Consider the following 18,629-nt stretch of genomic DNA (forward strand, 5'->3'; position numbering starts at 1 on the left):
GATCGCAGGCTGAGAGCCAGCTTCAGATTCCGCTACTCAATGCTTCTTCCAGAGCATGAATCGGATGATGCGGTTTCCCCGCCAGATAAGCATGACGGAAGCGGGCGAAATAGTGCTGCAATTCTGCGGCGGCGGCGAGATCCCCGGCCTGTTCCAGCAGCGCGGCAGCAACTTCGGCGGTGCAGTGCTGGCCTTCGCCGTGGGCCTCGCGCAGCGTGTAGCGCGAGGGCGCAGACACGTTGAGCGACATCACCGGCAACGCATCCAGCCACGGACTTTTGCGGAACATCTTGCGCGCTTCCGTCCAGGTGCCGTCGAGCATAATAAACAGCGGCGGTTTGCCGGTGAGCGGCGGGCTGGTGAGCACTTCGCGATCGGCATCTGCGTAAGACGCCGGGAAAACCACCAGCGGCTGATAATGGGCGTTCTTCACCGCCGCCAGCAGCGCGGCATCCGGCTCGGTGCGTGACCAGCCAAACGCCTCGGTGTCCGGCAAAACATCGGCGATTAACCTTCCGGTATTGCTCGGCTTCATCGGCTCGGTATCGAACATCACCAGACAGAAGCGACTGCGCGCTTGCTGAGGCTGGATGGTGGCGCACAGACAGTTTTTCTGCGGCAGCAGGCAGCGTTGGCAACGAATGACACGATTACCGCGCGCAAGAAACGGGCGCGTGGCGCGCGCTAAACGTTGCGCACGTAAGCGCAGAACGGCATTTTCAAACATAAATTCGCAGGCAGGAGAAAAAACGCCAGTGTAATGGAATTAGCCGGGAAAGGTAATAAGGAAGGCCAGCACGCGGCTGGCCATCAGCGGTTTACAGCGATTCGTCGAGCCACTCGTTGAAGGGCGCTTTCGGCATTGCGCCGTTCAGCATGTCGACCATCTCGCCGTTCTTGAACAGCATAATAGTAGGAATGCTGCGAATGCGGAAACGCGAACTAAGCGCGGGTTCGGCTTCGGTATTCACTTTCACGAAGCGCACCTTGCCGCGCCGCTCGTCGGCGACATCTTTAAACACCGGTGCGAAGTTAACGCACGGGCCGCACCACGGCGCCCAGAAGTCGATCACCACCGGCAGATCGTCTTGCAGATACTTATCCAGCGTGGCTGCGGTCGCGTTGGCGACTTCACCGTTGAATAGCTCGCCGCCGCAACGACCACATTTTGCTCCATCAGCCATGCGCGACTCGGGCACGCGGTTGGTTGCCTGACAGGAGGCACAAACTGTATTCATATTTACCTCAACCCGGACCTGTAAATCTGATGATTGCCGGACATTATGAAAAGGTTGAGTGCTATGCTCAATCTGGATTGCCCAATAGGTTCAATAGTTGATAGCTAAGCACCGACACATCAGGTAATCTTCGCGCTCTCAATGCTGGAGGAACAGATGAACGACGAATTTAAAGGCAAAAGCGGCAAGGTAAAAGTGATGTACGTACGTGATGAGGAGAGTGGTCAAAAGCCGAATCCCCGTACCGGCAAAGGCGGCCGTCCTGCTGCGCGCCAGGAAGATAATCGTCGTTCTGGTCCTCGCAGCGGTGCACGTAATAATGAAGAAGGTGGCCGTAGCGGCGCACGCAGCTCGGCACCGCGCGGTGCGAGTAATACCGAACGCGGTCGCAGCTTTGGTCGTCGTGACGATCGTGGTGACGACAACCGCAGCTTCGGTGATTCGCCGTGGCGCACCGTTTCTCGTCCGCCGGTCGCGGATGATAGCCAACTGGATGATGTCGCGAATAAGCCGGTCATCGATCCCGAGCAGATTCGCCGTCAGCGTCAGGAAGAGACGCGCGTCTACGGTGAAAATGCCTGTCAGGCGCTGTTCCTGAGCCGTCCGGAAAGCATCGTGCGCGCCTGGTTTATTCAGAGCGTAACACCGCGTTTCCGTGAAACCCTGCGCTGGCTGGCGGCCAACCGCAAAGCCTATCATGTGGTTGAAGATGCTGAGCTGACCAAAGCTTCAGGTACTGAACACCACGGTGGCGTGTGCTTCATCATCAAAAAACGTATGGGCATGCCGGTTACCGAGTGGCTGACCAAGGCCCCCACCAAAGATTGCGTGCTGGCGCTGGAAGATGTCAGCAACCCGCACAACCTTGGCGGCATTATGCGTAGCTGCGCGCACTTCGGTGTGAAAGGTTTGCTGGTGAATGATGCTTCGCTGCTGGAGTCAGGTGCGGCAGTACGTACCGCCGAAGGTGGCGCTGAACACGTACAGGCAATCAGCGGCGAAAGCTTTGCCGATGGCCTGGAAGCGTTCCGTAAAGCGGGTTACACCATCGTTACCACCTCAAGCCACGAAGGCACACCGCTGGCGAAAGCTGAGCTGCCTGCCAAAATGGTGCTGGTGTTGGGTCAGGAGAGCGAAGGTCTGTCAGACAGCGCTTTCCAGCAGGGCGATCTCAGCCTGTCGATTGGTGGCACCGGCAACGTTGAAAGCCTCAACGTGTCAGTGGCAACCGGTATTCTGCTCGCCGAATGGTGGCGTCAGAACGCATAAAAAAACGGGCCGCAAGGCCCGTTTTTGTTTGTCTCGCTTAGTGAGCGCCACCGCCGCCACTGCCCGCACCAAATGGTGGACGCGCAAACCACACCAGCACCAGCAAGATCAAGAACACGCCCGCCGATGCCCAGAAGATCTCATTCGCTGAAATAATCAGACCCTGATTGGTAATTTGCTGCGCGATATATGCCGAGGCCTGCTGCTGGGTCATGCCCATGCTTTGCAACTGGTCATACATCTGCTGTGAATTGACGTTGTACGGATTCACCGACTCCGACAGATAGCTATGATGCATCGATTCACGGTTACTCCACATGGTGGTAGTAATCGAGGTACCGATGGAACCTGCCAGCGTACGCACGAAGTTCGACAGGCTTGATGCCGCCGCCATGCGTTCTGGCGGTAAGCCTGACAGCGTAATGGTGGTGAGCGGCATAAAGAAGCACGCCACCGCAAAGCCCTGAATAAACTGCGGCCACGCTGATGCACCAAAATCCATCCCCGGCTCAAACGTGTAGGCGCGCCAGTAAAAACAGACGGCATACATGATGAAGCTAAAGGTCACCAGCTTACGCATATCCAGCTTGTGGGCGAAGCGGCCAATGATCGGCGACAGGATCACTGGCAGAATCCCCACCGGTGCCGACGCCAATCCGGCCCAGGTAGCGGTGTAGCCATATACCTCCTGTAACAGCTGCGGCAGCAACACTATCGAGCCGAAGTAAAGCATATAGGCCAGGCTAATCGACAAACAGCCGATGGTGAAGTTGCGCATCTTGAACAACGACAAATCGACTATCGGATGGTCGTCGGTGAGCTCCCACACCAGCAACACCAGCAGCGCCACCACGGCGACCACCATCAGCACAATGATCTCGGTTGAGCTAAACCAGTCGAGCTCTTTTCCGCGATCCAGCATCACCTGCAGCGAGCCAATGCCCACCACCAGCAGTACCAACCCCACCATATCGATCCGACGGATTTCGGTTTTGGTTTCACGTCCACGCAGCGTTTGCAGCGTCAGTAACACCACCACCAAACCAATCGGTACGTTGATGAAGAAGATCCAGCCCCAGTGATAGTTATCGCTGATCCAGCCGCCGAGAATCGGACCGCAGATCGGTGCCACAATCACCGTCATCGCCCACAGCGAAAGCGCCACGCTGCGTTTCGCTGGCGGATAGTTGTTCAGCAGCAAACTCTGCGACAGCGGAATCAGCGGACCGGCAACCACGCCCTGAATGACGCGGAAGAAGATCAGCATCTCCAGGCTTTCGGACATGCCGCAAGCCCAGGACGCCAATACAAACAGGATGGTCGACCAGGTAAACAGCTTCACTTCACCGATGCGCTTGGCCAGCCAACCGGTAATCGGAATCGAGATGGCGTTCGCCACCCCGAAAGAGGTAATCACCCAGGTGCCCTGCGAGTTCGAGGCACCGAGGTTACCGGCGATGGTCGGAATCGCCACGTTAGCGATGGTGGAGTCGAGTACCTGCATGAACGTCGCCAGCGACAGGGCGATGGTCATCAGGACTAACGGCGCACCTTCAAGCGGTTTTTGTGCCATAACAGCCTCCCGCGGCGTTAGTCAGCGTTGGCACGAACGATGTCAGTAATCAGCTGGTTAACCGGCGCGAGGTCGATTGCCAACGCATTACTTTCATACGCGGCTTGCGAACGCACGGTGCTGGCCAGCGTGGCACCCTCTTTATTTTGGGTATCCACTTTCACCAGCGTGGAGAGGCCGATACGCAGCGGATGTTCCGCCACTTGTTTCGGATCCAGCTCGATACGCACCGGCAGACGCTGGACCACTTTAATCCAGTTACCGGTGGCGTTCTGCGCAGGCAGCAGCGAGAAGGCGCTGCCGGTACCCATATCCAGACCCACCACTTTGCCGTGATACTCCACGTCATCGCCGTAGATATCACTGATCACCGTGGCCGATTGACCGATACGTACACCCGCAAGCTGGGTCTCTTTGAAGTTTGCATCGATCCACAGATTAGTGGACGGCACCACCGCCAACAGCGGCGTGGTGGTGGAGATTTGCGAGCCAACCTGTACGCTGCGACGTGAAATGAAGCCATCAATCGGGCTACGGATTTCAGTACGCTGCAGCGCCAGCCAGGCATCGCGCAGCTCAGCCGCACTCTGCTGTACCGCGGGCTGATTTTCCAGCGAGGTATTCAGAATCATCGCCTGGTTAGCGTTGTATTGCTGCACTGCCACATCCAGCTGCGCTTTGGCTGTCGCTACGGCATCACGCGAGTGTTGCAGCTCTTCGCGGCCAATCAGATTAGACGCGCCCAGCGGCTCGCGGCGTTTCAGGTCAGCTTCGGCCTGTTCCAGCGCAGTTTGCTGCAGTTTGATGGTAGCTTGATACTGCTTGCCATTGATCATCAGCTGGTGGGTTTGACGCACGCTGGTAGCTAGCGCGGTCTGCGCTTTTTCAAACGCCTGCTCGGCATCAGTTTTATCCAGCGACACCAGGACGTCGCCTTTCTTCACCACGTCGGTGTTATCAAACCACACTTTGTTTACGCTGCCAGAAACCTGCGCCATCACCTGCACCTGGTTGCCCGCCACGTACGCATCATCGGTTTCCTGGAAGTGACGCAGCACCAAATACCAGTAAGCCAGATACGAAACACCAATAATTACAAACACGATAGCCAGCAGGATCAGCACACCTTTGCGCTTCTTCTTTTTATTCGCTGGCTGTTGCGGGCTTTGAGCTTCCGCTGTCGCACTCATGTCGTTCTCCACGTTTTCCATTTAGTCGGGATGTGCCGATCCTTCAACACGGTTGCCCGAGTCAAAAAAGCCAGCACTTAAGCGCTGGCCGGACAAAAGGGGATTAAAATAGCGATTTCGGAAGGTGATTGTGTCGCACTTCTTGCTATTAGCGCGACAGGGAAGCGATAACCTGATCTTCGTCCATTTTATCGAGACGGTTAAGTAACTTACGGGTAATCGATTCCAGCTGATCCTGCTCGTTAGTAGAGAGCGAAGACCACAGGTATTGCAGGCTCTGATGCTGCGGTGGCAGCAGCTGGCGCAGGAATTCATTGCCTTTTTCGGTCAAATGCAGATGCAGGCAGCGACGGTCGTTCTCGCTTTCACGACGTTCGATCCAGCCGCGCTTCTCCAGCTCATCAGCGATACGCGTGGCATTGGTGCGTGAAGAGCCGAGGGCAGAACTCAGTTCTGAAGGCTGAATGCTCTGATTTTCCTGTGCATCAAGGGTAATCAGCGCCATGAATAAGGTCTCGTTAATTCCCTGCGCCTTCAACATTTTGTTGCGATTATCCAGCAGTTTACCCTGCATGTGCATGCACAAGCGGGTCAAAATGATCTCCTGCAGCGGAAAATCTTTATGGCGGTTAGCACGGATGTTAAGCATCTGTTCAATGGGAGTAAACGAACTTTCCATTTTAAAAAAACCTCTTAGTTGCAACTGGTATAGTAATGATGGTGACAGATTAAGCGTAGTCACAATTTCCGCAGGTGATTGTTAGCACGATCACATAGTCAACATCTGACATTCCAGGTTGTTCCTTAACCCTGGGCATTTTGCCCTGACATCCCACCTGAACATACAGGCAGCCGATGCCATCAATTCATCTCGGGAAACCTTTTTACAGATAAATAATTTCGCGAGAAAAAATAACTCTGGTGAATAACTGCGCTGCTAACCATAACAAACCCAATCATTAATGAATAGTATTGCTCAGCGGTTTAGAACCATCTTTACGATTTCTAAACACTTTTCGCGCGCCGCTTATCCACGTAAATCAAGGTGTTGATTAACATGCTCTTAACAACGCCCGCGCGAATGCGACACCAGCCTAAGTGATGGAATTTGATCGCTAAACGGGAAGCAGTCATTGCGTGCGGATAAGAGAGATAATCATTTGTAGGTAATAGTAACCGAAAAAATTATTTCAATGGTGTGTTAATTAACAGGACGTACCAGTGCGCTATAGCGCACGCTTCGCTTATCGGGGGAAAGGAAAAGGGGGAGGCAGCCGTTTTGCCGTAGCGGCGCAATTTATTGCGCTGAGTTCTTAAAGTGGATTGATTGCATGAAAAACGGCGCGATAAATCGCGCCGCTACAATACCAACGCTAATGTAAATGCGTTACTTCGCTGCCGCCAGTGCGTCCTGAATCCACTTATCGAATTCCGCCTGGTGACCTTTGATCCAGCCATCAACGTGGCCATTGATATCGGCTTCAGAAGCATGGCCCGCATGCATCGCCGCATTCTCGGCGTTGATGTCGCCAATCGGCAGCTTCATCTCAGCAAACAGCTTTGCCGCGGCCGGATTTTTCTCGGTCCAGGCTTTGTTGGCGACGATATGCATGGTGTTCACCGGGAAACCGTAGTTAGCCCCGTTCGCCAGCTTGGTATCGACTTTGCTCTGCTCGCCCGGCAGTGAAGAGAACGGTACCTGCAGCCATACCACATCTTTACCCGGCTTCAGCACGTCGCTGACCCAATACGGCGTCCAGGTGTAATAAAACACCGGTTTGCCCTGTTTAAAGCGCGTGATGGTATCGGCGATCATCGCCGAGTAGTTGCCCTGATTGTGCTCCACTGTGTTGCTCAGCTTGTAGGCATCAATCTGGTGATTAATCACCGCTTCACAGCCCCAGCCTGGCGTACAGCCGGTCAAATCCGCTTTGCCATCACCATTGGTATCAAACAGTTTGGCGATCTTGGGATCTTTCAGCTGTTCAATATTGGTGATGTGATACTGCTCGGCGGTTTTCTTATCGATCAGGTAACCCTGAGCCGCGCCACCGACGTAAGTGCCCTGGCGATAAAACTTCGCATCGCCGCCCGCGGCTTTATACATATCGTCGTGCAGCGGTTGCCAGTTGGTGGCAATAAAGGTGGCATCACCGGCTGCGATGGTGGTGTACGCCACGTTGTAATCAATCTCGCTTGGCTTCTCAACGGTATAACCGAGTTTCTCCAGCGCGCGGCTCACCAACAGCGTTTGGAAGGTCTCTTCAGAGATGGTGCTCTGCGTCGGTTTAACGGTGATGCCTTTACCGGGCAGGTCGGCGGCGGACACGTGCGTCGCGGCGAACGTCGTCAGGACGGCGGCGATGAGAGCTGTCTTGCGCATAGTCATTCCTTATTTTACGTGTTACGTCGAAGACGGGCGGCCGCAGCGGACCGCCCATTGAAATCAGGCTTTTTTACTGAAAGGGCGCATCAGCAGACCGAGCGGGCCAGTGCTGTACCAGTGACGGCTGCCACGGCTGCGGCTGTCGCGGCCCATCGACTGCGTCAAGCGATCGAGGATAATGGCGAGGATCACGATGCCCACGCCGCCGACGGTGGCGAGGCCCATATCCAGGCGACCAATGCCGCGCAGCACCATCTGACCGAGACCGCCAACCGCGATCATCGAGGCGATCACCACCATCGACAGCGCCAGCATCAGCGTCTGGTTTACGCCAGCCATGATGGTCGGCATCGCCAGCGGCAGCTGCACTTTGAACAGCATCTGACGCGGGCTGGCACCGAAGGATTCACTCGCTTCAATCAGGTCGGCTGGTACCTGCTTAATCCCTAGAATGGTGAGGCGCACAATCGGCGGCAGCGCAAAGATAATGGTCACCACTACGCCCGGCACGTTGCCGATACCAAACAGCATGACGATCGGCACCAGATAGACGAAGGCTGGCGTGGTCTGCATCGCATCCAGCAGCGGACGAATAATGCGCGCGGCACGTTCACTGCGCGCCAGCCAGATGCCGAGCGGCAAGCCGATGATGATGCAGAACAGCAGGGCGGTTAGCACCAGCGCCAGCGTCACCATCGCCTGCGACCAGGCACCAATCGCGCCAATGGCAATCAGCGAGACCAGCGTAGCAACGCCCATCGCCGGGCTGGCAATCTGCCAGGCGATCAGTGCGAACACCACAATCGCTACCGGCGCGGGCATGCCGAGCAGTAACTGCTGGAACGCGCTGAGGATGTAATCCACCGGCACGCGAATGCCCTGAAACACCGGACGGAAATGGCTGACCACCCAATCGATGCCTTCAGTCACCCAGCTATCAAGCGGAATCCAGGTTTTATGGAACGGGTCCATGAGGTTGAAATGTTCCGGCGCGGGAGCGGGTGCGCTGCTCAGCCAGTCGCTGCTGCTGCTGGCAGCATTGCTGGCGGCATCGTGGCCACCGCTGCTGGCGGCGGAGGGATCGCCCCATGCATCGGCGCTGCCGGAGCTGCTATCTGCAGGCGCGGCACCGCCGCTCGCCCAGGGATCGCTGCTGCTGGCGGCGGGGCTGGTATCAGTGGTGGCAGGTTGCTGGGTGGTTTGGCTGGCGCTTTCCCACGGATTCGCTGTTTGTTCGCTCATGATTAGGCTCCTTCACGGTCTAAAGCACGCAACAGCATGCTTTTCGAAATGATACCGACGTACTGATTCTCTTCGCTGACTACCGGCACGGCGCAGGGCGCTTGTGCCACATGCGACAGCAGATCGTTCAGGGAGGTATCGGCAGGAACCGCTAAGGGCGTGTCGAGCAGCGCGCTATCCAGCCCTTCACCGGCCGCCAGCGCGGCTTTCAATGAATCGGTGGACACCACGCCAACAAACTTCTGTTTCTCCAGCACGTAGCCATATTCGCGATCTTCATCCTGCAGCAGCTTGATGGCGGATCGCGGACCAAAACCGGCGGCTTTGCGGATCAGAGAACCCGCACTGCGACGCGCAATATCTTTGGCGCTAAACACGTGACTAATATCGACGCCGCGGAAGAAGGTGCGCACATAATCGTTGGCAGGATTATTGAGGATTTCATCCGGCGTGCCGACCTGTACCACTTCGCCGCCCTGCATAATGGCAATACGGTCGCCAATACGCATCGCTTCATCGAGGTCGTGAGAAATAAATACAATGGTACGCTGATGTTTGGCCTGCAGTTTTACCAGTTCATCCTGCATTTCGGTACGAATCAACGGATCAAGTGCTGAGAAAGCTTCATCCATTAATAAAATATCAGGATTAATCGCCAATGCGCGGGCTAATCCAACGCGTTGACGCATGCCGCCAGAAAGTTCATCGGGATAAGAGTGGGCGTAATTATCCAGGCCAACCTGACGCAATGCTTCCAGCGCTTTTTCCTGACGTTCGGCTAAGGGAATGCCGGCTAATTCCATGCCAAAGGCGGCATTATTTAGCACAGTCATGTGTGGCATCAGCGCGAAGGATTGAAATACCATACTGATCTTATTTCTGCGGACTTCACGCAGTTCCGATTCCGATATTTTGGCAATATCGACACCGTCTATGATTACCTGGCCGCGAGTGGGCTCGATCAGACGATTGAGAAGGCGAACCATGGTGGACTTACCTGAACCTGAAAGCCCCATGATGACGAAGATCTCGCCTTCTTCAATGGCCAGACTGGCATTTTTGACGCCAACAGAGAGGCCGGTTTTTGCCAGAATACTCTCTTTGCTTTCGCCTTTATCGATCAGCTTAAATGCCTTTTCGGGATTATCCCCAAATACCTTATATAAATTCTTTACTTCGAGTTTAATTGCCATGCAGTAATTAATTTCCCGGTTAAATGTTTAACTATTTCTTGTTGTGGTCCTGAGTAAAATTAAGCGCCCTATACCCTAACATAGTGAAATTATCTGACAACCCTGAAGGGCGATATTCGGCGGCGCGCGCAGCAGTCAATCGCTAAAATCGCCAGTGCTCACAAGGGATGCGCGCGGATTAATTTTTTGCATTTGAGAAGTGAATTTATGTGCGTTTCAGACTGTTTCTGGTGCAGAGCGGCCGAAAATCAATCCAAAAAGAAGAAATATAAGTGAAATAAATGGGTGAGAAGAGCGGAAATAAGATTGGTTTAAAAATTAATTATCACTGAATCAATACGCTAAATAATTCGCGTCACAGCAAGGCGACAAGCCCACTCGACCCAGCAGCATAGTGAACTATGGGACTGGGAAGAGTGGGCGCAGTCAACGCTGCTGTGCCAAAAGTAGGTGCCGCCAGGCAACGCGAACTATGACGCGTATTAAAAATTCCAGTCTTCGTCTTCGGTTTCCACGGCTTTCCCCATTACATAAGAGGAGCCTGAACCTGAGAAGAAGTCGTGGTTTTCATCGGCGTTGGGCGACAGCGCGGACAAAATCGCCGGGTTCACGGCGGTCAGTTCGGCCGGGAACAGCGCTTCGTAGCCGAGGTTCATTAGCGCTTTATTGGCGTTGTAGTGCAGGAAGGTTTTCACCTCTTCCGCCCAACCGACTTCACCGTACAAGGCTTCGGTATACACCACTTCGTTTTCGTACAGCGCCAGCAGCAAATCAATCGCAAACTGCTGCAACTCCTCGCGGCGGCCAGCATCGACGTTTTCCAGCGACTTTTGGTACTTATAGCCGATGTAGTAGCCGTGTACCGCTTCGTCGCGAATGATCAGGCGAATCAGATCTGCGGTGTTGGTCAGCTTGCCACGGCTTGACCAATACATCGGCAGCCAGAAACCGGAGTAGAACAGGAATGATTCAAGGAACACGCTGGCGATTTTCTTCTTGAGCGGATCCTCGGCGCGATAGTGCTCCAGCACAATCTTCGCCTTGTTCTGCAACGCTTCATTCTCTTCACTCCAGCGATACGCCGCATCGACATCTGCGGTATTACACAGCGTGGAGAAAATCGAACTGTACGAACGCGCATGCACCGCTTCCATAAAGGAGACGTTCGACAGCACGGCTTCTTCATGCGGCGTAATCGCATCTTCCATCAGACCCGGCGCACCAATCACGTTCTGGATGGTGTCGAGCAGCGTCAATCCGGTAAACACCCGAATAGTCAGCTGCTGTTGCTGGTGGTCCAGCGACTGCCACGCTGGCAAATCGTTGGAGAGCGGCACTTTTTCCGGCAGCCAGAAATTACTGGTCAGTCGGTTCCACACTTCGAGGTCTTTTTCGTCCTGGATGCGGTTCCAGTTAATCGCTTGAATTTGTTTGAGTTGCATAGTTTTCATCACAGTGAGCAGGAGACGCAGCCCTGCACCTCGGTGCCTTGAAGCGCCATCTGGCGCAGACGGATGTAATAGAGCGTTTTGATGCCTTTTTTCCACGCGTAGATCTGCGCTTTGTTGATATCGCGCGTGGTGACGTCGTCGCGGAAGAACAGCGTCAGCGACAGGCCTTGATCGACGTGCTGCGTGGCTTCGGCGTAGGTATCAATAATCGCTTCCGGCCCAATGGAGTACGCATCCTGATAGAGGTCGAGATTGTCGTTGGTCATAAACGGTGCCGGATAGTAGACGCGGCCAGTTTTGCCCTCTTTACGGATCTCAATGCGCGACACAATCGGGTGAATGCTGGAGGTCGCATGGTTGATGTACGAGATCGAACCGGTGGGCGGAATCGCCTGCAGGTTCTGGTTGTACAGCCCATGTTGCATCACCGCTGCACGCAGCGCTTGCCAGTCGGCCTGCGTTGGCAGAGTTAGTCCGGCATCGGCGAACAGCTTTGCCACGCGCGCGGTGCGCGGCAGCCAGCGCTGTTCGACATATTTATCGAAGTAACTGCCGCTGGCGTATTTCGACTCGGCGAAACCGTCGAAACTCTTCTGATGCTCCTGCGCCAGCAGATTCGAGGTGCGCACGGCGTGATAGGTGACGCAATAGAAATAGAGATTGGTGAAATCCAGCGCCTCTTCTGAACCGTACGCCATGCCTTCGCGCGCCAGATAACCATGCAGGTTCATCTGACCGAGGCCAATCGCGTGCGAGCGGCGATTGCCTTCCGCCACCGAAGGCACCGAATTGATCTCACTCATCTCGGAAACGGCGGTCAGTGCACGCACGGCGGTTTCCACGGTTTGCGCCAGATTGCGCGAATCCATGGCATGCGCAATGTTGAGAGAGCCGAGGTTGCAGGAGATATCTTTGCCGACGCGACGATAGCTAAGATCGTCATTGAATTCGCTGGCGCTGTTAACCTGCAAAATCTCGGAACAGAGATTACTCATGTTGATGCGCCCGGCAATCGGGTTGCTGCGGTTCACGCTGTCTTCAAACATGATGTACGGGTAGCCCGATTCAAACTGAATCTCCGCCAGCGTCTGGAAGAAATCGCGCGGCTTGATGTAGGTTTTGGTGATGCGATCGTCCGCCAGCATCTCGTCGTAATGCTCGCTGATGCTGATATCACCAAAGGCTTTGCCGTAGATGCGCTCGACATCGTACGGCGAGAACAGCGCCATATCGCGATTCTCTTTCGCCAGTTGGAAGGTGATATCCGGGATCACCACGCCGAGCGACAGCGTTTTGATGCGGATCTTCTCGTCGGCGTTTTCGCGTTTGGTATCAAGGAAGCGGAAAATATCCGGGTGATGGGCATTCAGCCATACCGCGCCTGCGCCCTGACGCGCACCCAGCTGGTTAGCGTAGGAGAACGCATCTTCCAGCATCTTCATCACCGGAATTACGCCGGACGACTGGTTCTCAATGCGCTTAATCGGCGCGCCCGATTCACGCAGGTTGGAAAGCAGGAACGCTACGCCGCCGCCGCGTTTCGACAGTTGCAGCGCCGAGTTCACCGCGCGACCAATCGATTCCATGTTGTCTTCGATGCGCAGCAGGAAGCAGGAGACCAGCTCACCGCGCTGCTGCTTACCGCAGTTAAGGAAAGTTGGCGTAGCCGGCTGGAAGCGACCGCTCAGCATTTCCGCCAGCAGCTCGCGCGCTAAGGTTTCATTGCCGCGTGCCAGCGTCAGCGCCACCATGCAGGCGCGCTGTTCGAAGGTTTCCAGATAGCGTTTGCCGTCGAAGGTTTTCAACGTGTAGCTGGTGTAAAACTTCCACGCCCCGAGGAAGGTGTGAAAGGCGAAACCTGCCGCATCAGCTTCATCGTGCAGCTGACACAGGAAATCGAAAGCGTACTGATTCAGCACCTCGGCTTCGTAGTAGCCTTCGGCCACCAGATAGCGCAGGCGCTCGCCTGCCGAGGCAAACGGCACGGTATTGGGTTGTACATGCTGCAGGAAGAACTGGCGCGTCGCTTCGTGATCTTTGCTGAACTGGATGCGGCCATCGGCGTCATACAGGTTCAGCATCGCGTTAAGCGCGTGGTAATCAGTCAGCGAGCTGTTTAGGGTGTCTGTCGTTGCCAAAATTGGGTCACTCCCGCTTTTACATTAGCGATATCGTCGGGGGTTCCCATCAGCTCAAAGCGGTAGAGATAGGGAACCTGACATTTCTGCGCAATGATGTCGCCCGCCAGGCAATAGCCTTCACCGAAGTTGCGGTTACCGGCAGCGATCACCCCGCGAATCCCGCGTCGGTTGGCATCATCATTGAGGAATTGAATCACTTGTCTCGGCACCGCACCGCGCGAACTGCCGCCGCCGTAGCTCGGCACCACTAAAATGTAGGGCTGTTCGATATGCAGGCGCTGCTTGCCGTCAACCGGAATGCGGCGGGCAGGCAGCCCAAGACGCGTGATGAATCGGTGCGTGTTTTCCGACTGGCTAGAGAAATAGACCAGTGGAAACATGGCTTATCCCCCGACGGCCGCGAGCTGGCGCAGGCTGGCAATTTTGTCGGGACGGAAGCCACTCCAGTGATCGTCTTGCGTCATCACCACTGGCACCTGGCGATAGCCGAGAGATTTGAGGTTGTCGATGGCTTCAGGTTGGGTATCAAGGTTGATCAGCTGATAGTCGATACCTTTGCGGTCCATGGCATTTTTAGTCGCATTGCACTGGACACAGTTGTCTTTGGTGTAAATAATAATGCGCATGATTCGTATTTCCCTTTGATTGCGGTCAGATTGCGAGATACGAAGCAAATTCCTGTTTGCATCGAACTTCGTCCTTGACGACATTTGGTAGTTAGTTGATGGGTTGAATACTAGATGTAGTGGGTAAAAGGGTCAAGCCCACCAGATATAGGGTTTTGTGATTTTGATCTTCGGATATTCGCTAAGACCAGAGATCATGCGCCTTCCAGGCCGGAAAAATTTTTTGTAAAGGGAATGAGATGGGAGAGGTGGTTGGATTTTGTGCGATTTGACCCTCATCCCAGCCTTCTCCCGCAAGCGGGAGAAGGAGCCGATCCAGCATAGGTGTTACAGTTGAACGCCACCTAAACATTCCCTCTCCCGCCTGCGGGAGAAGGCGCTAATCAAGCTAACTATTCCCTCTCCCGCCTGCGGGAGAGGGTTAGGGTGAGGGAAAGCGCGCACTATCTCGCGCCCACAAAAAAGCCCCGCATCAGCGAGGCTCATTGCATCAACGAACACATGCTTATCGGCGTGAAGACACCAGCAACGCGCCAAGCACTAAGCCTATCGCCGCACCGACGCCCACGCCGTGCCACGGCTTGTCGTGGACATAGGCGTCAACCTGCGTACCCGCATCACGTGCCGCTTGCGATACGCGACTCTGTCCGCCGCTCAGTTTGGCACGCGTCTGCTTTAACAGCGCCTGCGCCTGGCTACGGGCATTATCAACTTCGTCTTTAGCTTCACTGCCATAAGATTTAAGTAACGCCTCTAGCGAATCGGCCAGTTCGTTTACATCCTGATTGATATCAATGTCATCGTTTTTTGCGCTTCGATTAAACATTTTTTAGCTCCCTTTGATTTAACACGTAATACTTAGTGTAGACGAAGCGTGATTAAACGCAGGGATGTGCCAGGCTTTAGGGAAAATTCCGAATGCCCATGCCATCTTGCTGCTGTAAGGTTGCGGGGCTGTGAGAAGAGAGGAGCAAGCATGTATTTACGACCAGATGAGGTAGCGCGCGTACTTGAGAAAGTGGGCTTCGAAATGGATACCCAAACGCCAAAAATTTACGGTTATCGTCGCGGCGAAAACTATGTGTACGTCAATCGCGAAGCGCGTATGGGACGGACCGCCTTAATCATTCACCCGACGCTGAAAGAGAAAAGCCAGAGCTTTGCTGAACCGGCTTCAGAGATGAAAACCTGCGATCACTACACGCAATTCCCACTCTATTTAATGGGCGATTCGCAGGAGCATTACGGCATTCCGCACGGCTTCAGCTCGCGCGTTGCGCTTGAGCGTTATCTGCAAGGCGTATTTGGCGCCTGAACTTGCGCCCCGTTTCACGCGGGGCCGCAAACCCTGACTCAATCCTCTCCTTCTGCCCCGTTGCAAATCCGCACGCTGACGCGTATAACCTTGTGTCCATATAGATGTTCAGACGTCCATACGGATAAATATCATGCAAACTCAGGATACGCCTCCACAGGAAAACTTTAAGCGCACCATGAAGGTACGGCATCTGGTGATGCTGTCGCTGGGCGGTGTGATCGGAACCGGGCTGTTCTTCAATACCGGCTACATCATCTCAACCACCGGTGCAGCCGGCACCTTGCTGGCCTATCTGATTGGTGCGCTGGTGGTGTGGTTGGTGATGGTCTGTCTCGGCGAACTGGCCGTAGCGATGCCGGAAACCGGCGCGTTCCACGTCTATGCCGCGCGCTATCTCAGTCCGGCCACCGGTTATACCGTCGCCTGGCTTTACTGGCTCACCTGGACGGTGGCGCTGGGTTCCAGCCTGACCGCCGCCGGGTTCTGTATGCAGTATTGGTTCCCAAGCGTGCCGGTGTGGACGTGGTGTCTGGTGTTCTGCATCGCTATTTATCTGCTGAATATCGTCTCAACGCGCTTTTTTGCCGAAGGTGAATTCTGGTTCTCCATCATCAAAGTGATCACCATCATCGCCTTTATCATTCTCGGTGCGGGTGCGATCTTTGGTTTTATCCCGATGAAAGACGGCAGCGCTGCGCCGGGATTACACAATCTCACCGCTTCCGGCTGGCTGCCGCACGGCACGCTGCCGATTCTGATGACCATGGTAGCGGTCAACTTCGCTTTCTCGGGCACAGAATTGATCGGCATCGCCGCCGGTGAAACCGAGCAGCCACAAAAAGCGCTGCCGCTGGCGATCCGCACCACCGTCGCACGGTTGATCATCTTCTTTATCGGCACGGTATTTGTGCTGGCGGCGCTGATCCCGATGGATCAGGCCGGGATCGTCAAAAGCCCGTTTGTGCTGGTGTTTGAAAAGATCGGCATCCCGTACGCGGCGGATATTTTCAACTTCGTGATCCTCACCGCCATTCTCTCCGCCGCCAACTCCGGCCTGTATGCTTCTGGCCGCATGTTGTGGTCGCTGGCTAATGAGAAGACGCTGCCGCGCTGTTTTGCGCGCGTCAACCGTCGTGGCATTCCGGTGCTGGCGCTGACCGTGAGCATGATTGGCGGCTTGCTGGCGCTGTTCTCCAGTGTGATTGCGCCGGACACAGTGTTTGTGGCGCTGTCGGCGATTTCCGGTTTTGCCGTGGTGGCGGTGTGGCTCAGCATCTGCGCCTCGCACTATGTGTTCCGTCGTCGCCATCTGCAGGCGGGCGGCAGCTTACAACAGCTGGCGTATCGCGCGCCGCTCTATCCGCTGACGCCGATTCTGGGCTTCCTGTTATGCCTGCTGGCGTGCGTCGGACTGGCGTTCGATCCGTCGCAGCGTATCGCGCTGTGGTGCGGCATTCCGTTTGTGCTGTTCTGCTATGCCGCATACGATGTCACGCAACGACGCAAGTCATCCCTTAAGGCTGAGGAGGCCAACGATGTCGCGTAATCCTATCGCGCAGGCTCTAACCCAAACTGACACGTTGATTCTGGATGGCGCGCTGGCGACCGAGCTGGAGGCGCGCGGCTGCAATCTGACCGATGCGCTGTGGTCGGCCAAAGTGCTGATGGAAAATCCTGAGCTGATTTATCAGGTGCATCACGACTACTTTGCTGCCGGCGCGCATGTGGCGATCACCGCCAGCTACCAAGCCACGCCGCAGGGTTTTGCCGCGCGCGGCTTAGATGAAGCGCAGGCGCTGGCACTGATCACCCAGAGCGTACAGCTGGCGCAGCGCGCGCGTGATGACTATCGCGCATCTTCCGCCAGCACCGCGCCCTTGCTGGTGGCCGGTTCGGTCGGGCCGTATGGCGCTTTTCTGGCCAATGGTGCGGAGTATCGCGGTGATTACGCGCTGCCGGAAGAGGAGATGAAAGCGTTCCACCGTCCGCGCGTGAAGGCGTTGCTGCAAGCGGGTGTCGATCTGCTGGCCTGTGAAACGTTGCCGTCCTTTACCGAAGCGCAGGCGCTGGTGAGTTTACTGGCCGAATTCCCTGCTAGTAGCGCGTGGTTCTCCTTTACCCTACGCGATGCCGAACACATCAGCGACGGTACGCCGTTGAGCAAAGTGGCTGAGCTGGTGCATGCGGCACCGCAGGTGGTGGCGGTTGGCATCAACTGCGTGGCGCTGGAGAGCGTAACGCCCGCTCTTCGCCGCTTCCAGGCGCTGTGTGATAAGCCGATGCTGGTCTATCCGAACTCCGGCGAGCAGTACGATGCCAGCAGCAAAACCTGGCACTCCGCGCCGTCGGGCTGCACGCTGCATGACAAATTCGCTGAATGGCAGCAGGCGGGCGCACGTCTGATTGGCGGCTGCTGCCGAACCACGCCGCAGGATATCGCGGCGATTGCTGCCTGTTGTCAACCGCAATAAAGCGCAGAAAATCATCAGTGATAGCGCGATTAAGCACAGAAGGGCAGTTTACACTGTCCTATCTGATGCTGAAGTGGACCTGCTATGAACCTGCGACCTCTTTTTCCTGCCTGTGCGCTGCTGCTGAGCGGCTGCGCCACCATTGTCGGCACTGAAACGCAACCGGTGAAAATCGACTCCCTGCCTCAAGGCGCGCGTTTCACCGTGCAGGATGAGACCGGCCGCGCGGTGGCGCAGGGCTATACGCCGCAAACCGTCGAGCTGGCGAAATCGACCGGGAATTACTTTGGTAAGAAGCACTATCAGGTGATGCTGGAGAGTCCGGGCTACGTGCCGCTAACCTTGCCGATCGAGGCCAATGCCAATCTGTGGTATTTGCTCGGCAATATTCCGCTGTTGGGCTTCCCCGGCTGGCTGCTGGTCGATCCCTTCTACGGCGGCATGTACGATCTCAAACCAGAACATCCGCAGCCGAAGCTGAACGTCGTCGGCGCGCGGGGTTAATAAGCCCGCACCGATCGTAGCGGCGCA

At 55.5% G+C, this 18,629-nt stretch carries 18 protein-coding genes; 5 read left to right on the forward strand and 13 right to left on the reverse strand.

The genetic code is table 11. From position 1 onward, the window contains the following. Positions 1-22 precede the first annotated feature (22 nt). Both Q3H59_RS04980 and trxC read right to left on the reverse strand, forming a co-directional pair. Positions 23-727 (reverse strand): tRNA-uridine aminocarboxypropyltransferase, encoded by a 705-nt coding sequence (locus tag Q3H59_RS04980; RefSeq protein WP_110868291.1) that lies wholly within the window; start codon positions 725-727, stop codon positions 23-25. Positions 728-818: 91 nt separating this feature from the next. Then, positions 819-1,238 (reverse strand): thioredoxin TrxC, encoded by a 420-nt coding sequence (gene trxC / locus Q3H59_RS04985; protein WP_110868290.1) that lies wholly within the window; start codon positions 1,236-1,238, stop codon positions 819-821. A gap of 156 nt (positions 1,239-1,394) precedes the next feature. Here trxC and Q3H59_RS04990 point away from each other — a divergent pair, with 156 nt between their 5' ends. Beyond that, a complete protein-coding gene (locus tag Q3H59_RS04990; RefSeq protein ID WP_137386321.1) occupies positions 1,395-2,507 on the forward strand; it encodes a tRNA/rRNA methyltransferase in 1,113 nt (370 codons plus the stop codon). 37 nt (positions 2,508-2,544) lie between these two features. Here Q3H59_RS04990 and emrB read toward each other — a convergent pair whose 3' ends face one another. From emrB to Q3H59_RS05045, 11 genes are all read right to left on the reverse strand, one after another. Further along, positions 2,545-4,080 (reverse strand): multidrug efflux MFS transporter permease subunit EmrB, encoded by a 1,536-nt coding sequence (gene emrB / locus Q3H59_RS04995; RefSeq protein WP_101763434.1) that lies wholly within the window; start codon positions 4,078-4,080, stop codon positions 2,545-2,547. 17 nt (positions 4,081-4,097) lie between these two features. Further along, positions 4,098-5,270, reverse strand: a complete 1,173-nt coding sequence (gene emrA, locus Q3H59_RS05000) for a multidrug efflux MFS transporter periplasmic adaptor subunit EmrA (protein WP_110868299.1) — start codon at positions 5,268-5,270, stop codon at positions 4,098-4,100. Positions 5,271-5,418: 148 nt separating this feature from the next. After that, positions 5,419-5,949: a transcriptional repressor MprA gene (gene mprA, locus Q3H59_RS05005; RefSeq protein WP_008101638.1), complete on the reverse strand. Its 531-nt coding sequence runs from the start codon at positions 5,947-5,949 to the stop codon at positions 5,419-5,421. Positions 5,950-6,657: 708 nt separating this feature from the next. Then, a complete protein-coding gene (proX, locus tag Q3H59_RS05010; RefSeq protein ID WP_101763435.1) occupies positions 6,658-7,653 on the reverse strand; it encodes a glycine betaine/L-proline ABC transporter substrate-binding protein ProX in 996 nt (331 codons plus the stop codon). A 63-nt stretch (positions 7,654-7,716) separates the two neighbouring features. Next, positions 7,717-8,898, reverse strand: a complete 1,182-nt coding sequence (gene proW / locus Q3H59_RS05015) for a glycine betaine/L-proline ABC transporter permease ProW (RefSeq protein ID WP_309833572.1) — start codon at positions 8,896-8,898, stop codon at positions 7,717-7,719. A gap of 2 nt (positions 8,899-8,900) precedes the next feature. Further along, positions 8,901-10,091, reverse strand: coding sequence for a glycine betaine/L-proline ABC transporter ATP-binding protein ProV (proV, locus tag Q3H59_RS05020; protein ID WP_101763437.1), 1,191 nt, complete (start codon positions 10,089-10,091; stop codon positions 8,901-8,903). A 482-nt stretch (positions 10,092-10,573) separates the two neighbouring features. Continuing rightward, positions 10,574-11,533, reverse strand: coding sequence for a class 1b ribonucleoside-diphosphate reductase subunit beta (gene nrdF / locus Q3H59_RS05025; RefSeq protein WP_110868298.1), 960 nt, complete (start codon positions 11,531-11,533; stop codon positions 10,574-10,576). An 8-nt stretch (positions 11,534-11,541) separates the two neighbouring features. Further along, positions 11,542-13,680: a class 1b ribonucleoside-diphosphate reductase subunit alpha gene (nrdE, locus tag Q3H59_RS05030; protein ID WP_309833574.1), complete on the reverse strand. Its 2,139-nt coding sequence runs from the start codon at positions 13,678-13,680 to the stop codon at positions 11,542-11,544. Beyond that, complete coding sequence (gene nrdI / locus Q3H59_RS05035; RefSeq protein WP_061718050.1) at positions 13,659-14,063, reverse strand: class Ib ribonucleoside-diphosphate reductase assembly flavoprotein NrdI; 405 nt, start codon at positions 14,061-14,063, stop codon at positions 13,659-13,661. Before nrdI ends, nrdE begins: the two co-directional genes overlap by 22 nt. 3 nt (positions 14,064-14,066) lie before the next feature. Then, positions 14,067-14,309, reverse strand: coding sequence for a glutaredoxin-like protein NrdH (nrdH, locus tag Q3H59_RS05040; protein ID WP_008101624.1), 243 nt, complete (start codon positions 14,307-14,309; stop codon positions 14,067-14,069). A gap of 505 nt (positions 14,310-14,814) precedes the next feature. Then, positions 14,815-15,135 carry a DUF883 family protein gene (locus Q3H59_RS05045; protein ID WP_008101623.1) on the reverse strand — a complete coding sequence of 107 codons (321 nt, stop codon included), beginning with the start codon at positions 15,133-15,135 and terminating at the stop codon, positions 14,815-14,817. Positions 15,136-15,285: 150 nt separating this feature from the next. Between Q3H59_RS05045 and Q3H59_RS05050 the strand changes: the two genes are divergently transcribed. The 4 genes from Q3H59_RS05050 (at position 15,286) to Q3H59_RS05065 (ending at position 18,602) form a co-directional block, all read left to right on the forward strand. After that, positions 15,286-15,624 carry a DUF2002 family protein gene (locus Q3H59_RS05050; protein ID WP_008101622.1) on the forward strand — a complete coding sequence of 113 codons (339 nt, stop codon included), beginning with the start codon at positions 15,286-15,288 and terminating at the stop codon, positions 15,622-15,624. A 133-nt stretch (positions 15,625-15,757) separates the two neighbouring features. After that, complete coding sequence (mmuP, locus tag Q3H59_RS05055; RefSeq protein WP_309833580.1) at positions 15,758-17,173, forward strand: S-methylmethionine permease; 1,416 nt, start codon at positions 15,758-15,760, stop codon at positions 17,171-17,173. Further along, positions 17,163-18,098: a homocysteine S-methyltransferase gene (gene mmuM / locus Q3H59_RS05060; RefSeq protein ID WP_309833582.1), complete on the forward strand. Its 936-nt coding sequence runs from the start codon at positions 17,163-17,165 to the stop codon at positions 18,096-18,098. The genes mmuP and mmuM overlap by 11 nt, the downstream gene beginning before the upstream one ends. 84 nt (positions 18,099-18,182) lie before the next feature. Further along, positions 18,183-18,602, forward strand: a complete 420-nt coding sequence (locus Q3H59_RS05065; protein WP_008101619.1) for a hypothetical protein — start codon at positions 18,183-18,185, stop codon at positions 18,600-18,602. The last annotated feature ends 27 nt before the right edge of the window (positions 18,603-18,629 follow it).

This window comes from Pantoea sp. SORGH_AS_0659, assembly GCF_031453915.1.
Taxonomy (GTDB): domain Bacteria; phylum Pseudomonadota; class Gammaproteobacteria; order Enterobacterales; family Enterobacteriaceae; genus Pantoea; species Pantoea leporis.

Coding starts and splice junctions, on each gene's coding strand:
- Q3H59_RS04980 (WP_110868291.1), bottom strand. CDS start 727: ATGTTTGAAAATGCCGTTCTGCGCTTACGTGCGCAACGTTTAGCGCGC.
- trxC (WP_110868290.1), bottom strand. CDS start 1,238: ATGAATACAGTTTGTGCCTCCTGTCAGGCAACCAACCGCGTGCCCGAG.
- Q3H59_RS04990 (WP_137386321.1), top strand. CDS start 1,395: ATGAACGACGAATTTAAAGGCAAAAGCGGCAAGGTAAAAGTGATGTAC.
- emrB (WP_101763434.1), bottom strand. CDS start 4,080: ATGGCACAAAAACCGCTTGAAGGTGCGCCGTTAGTCCTGATGACCATC.
- emrA (WP_110868299.1), bottom strand. CDS start 5,270: ATGAGTGCGACAGCGGAAGCTCAAAGCCCGCAACAGCCAGCGAATAAA.
- mprA (WP_008101638.1), bottom strand. CDS start 5,949: ATGGAAAGTTCGTTTACTCCCATTGAACAGATGCTTAACATCCGTGCT.
- proX (WP_101763435.1), bottom strand. CDS start 7,653: ATGCGCAAGACAGCTCTCATCGCCGCCGTCCTGACGACGTTCGCCGCG.
- proW (WP_309833572.1), bottom strand. CDS start 8,898: ATGAGCGAACAAACAGCGAATCCGTGGGAAAGCGCCAGCCAAACCACC.
- proV (WP_101763437.1), bottom strand. CDS start 10,091: ATGGCAATTAAACTCGAAGTAAAGAATTTATATAAGGTATTTGGGGAT.
- nrdF (WP_110868298.1), bottom strand. CDS start 11,533: ATGCAACTCAAACAAATTCAAGCGATTAACTGGAACCGCATCCAGGAC.
- nrdI (WP_061718050.1), bottom strand. CDS start 14,063: ATGTTTCCACTGGTCTATTTCTCTAGCCAGTCGGAAAACACGCACCGA.
- nrdH (WP_008101624.1), bottom strand. CDS start 14,309: ATGCGCATTATTATTTACACCAAAGACAACTGTGTCCAGTGCAATGCG.
- Q3H59_RS05045 (WP_008101623.1), bottom strand. CDS start 15,135: ATGTTTAATCGAAGCGCAAAAAACGATGACATTGATATCAATCAGGAT.
- Q3H59_RS05050 (WP_008101622.1), top strand. CDS start 15,286: ATGTATTTACGACCAGATGAGGTAGCGCGCGTACTTGAGAAAGTGGGC.
- mmuP (WP_309833580.1), top strand. CDS start 15,758: ATGCAAACTCAGGATACGCCTCCACAGGAAAACTTTAAGCGCACCATG.
- mmuM (WP_309833582.1), top strand. CDS start 17,163: ATGTCGCGTAATCCTATCGCGCAGGCTCTAACCCAAACTGACACGTTG.
- Q3H59_RS05065 (WP_008101619.1), top strand. CDS start 18,183: ATGAACCTGCGACCTCTTTTTCCTGCCTGTGCGCTGCTGCTGAGCGGC.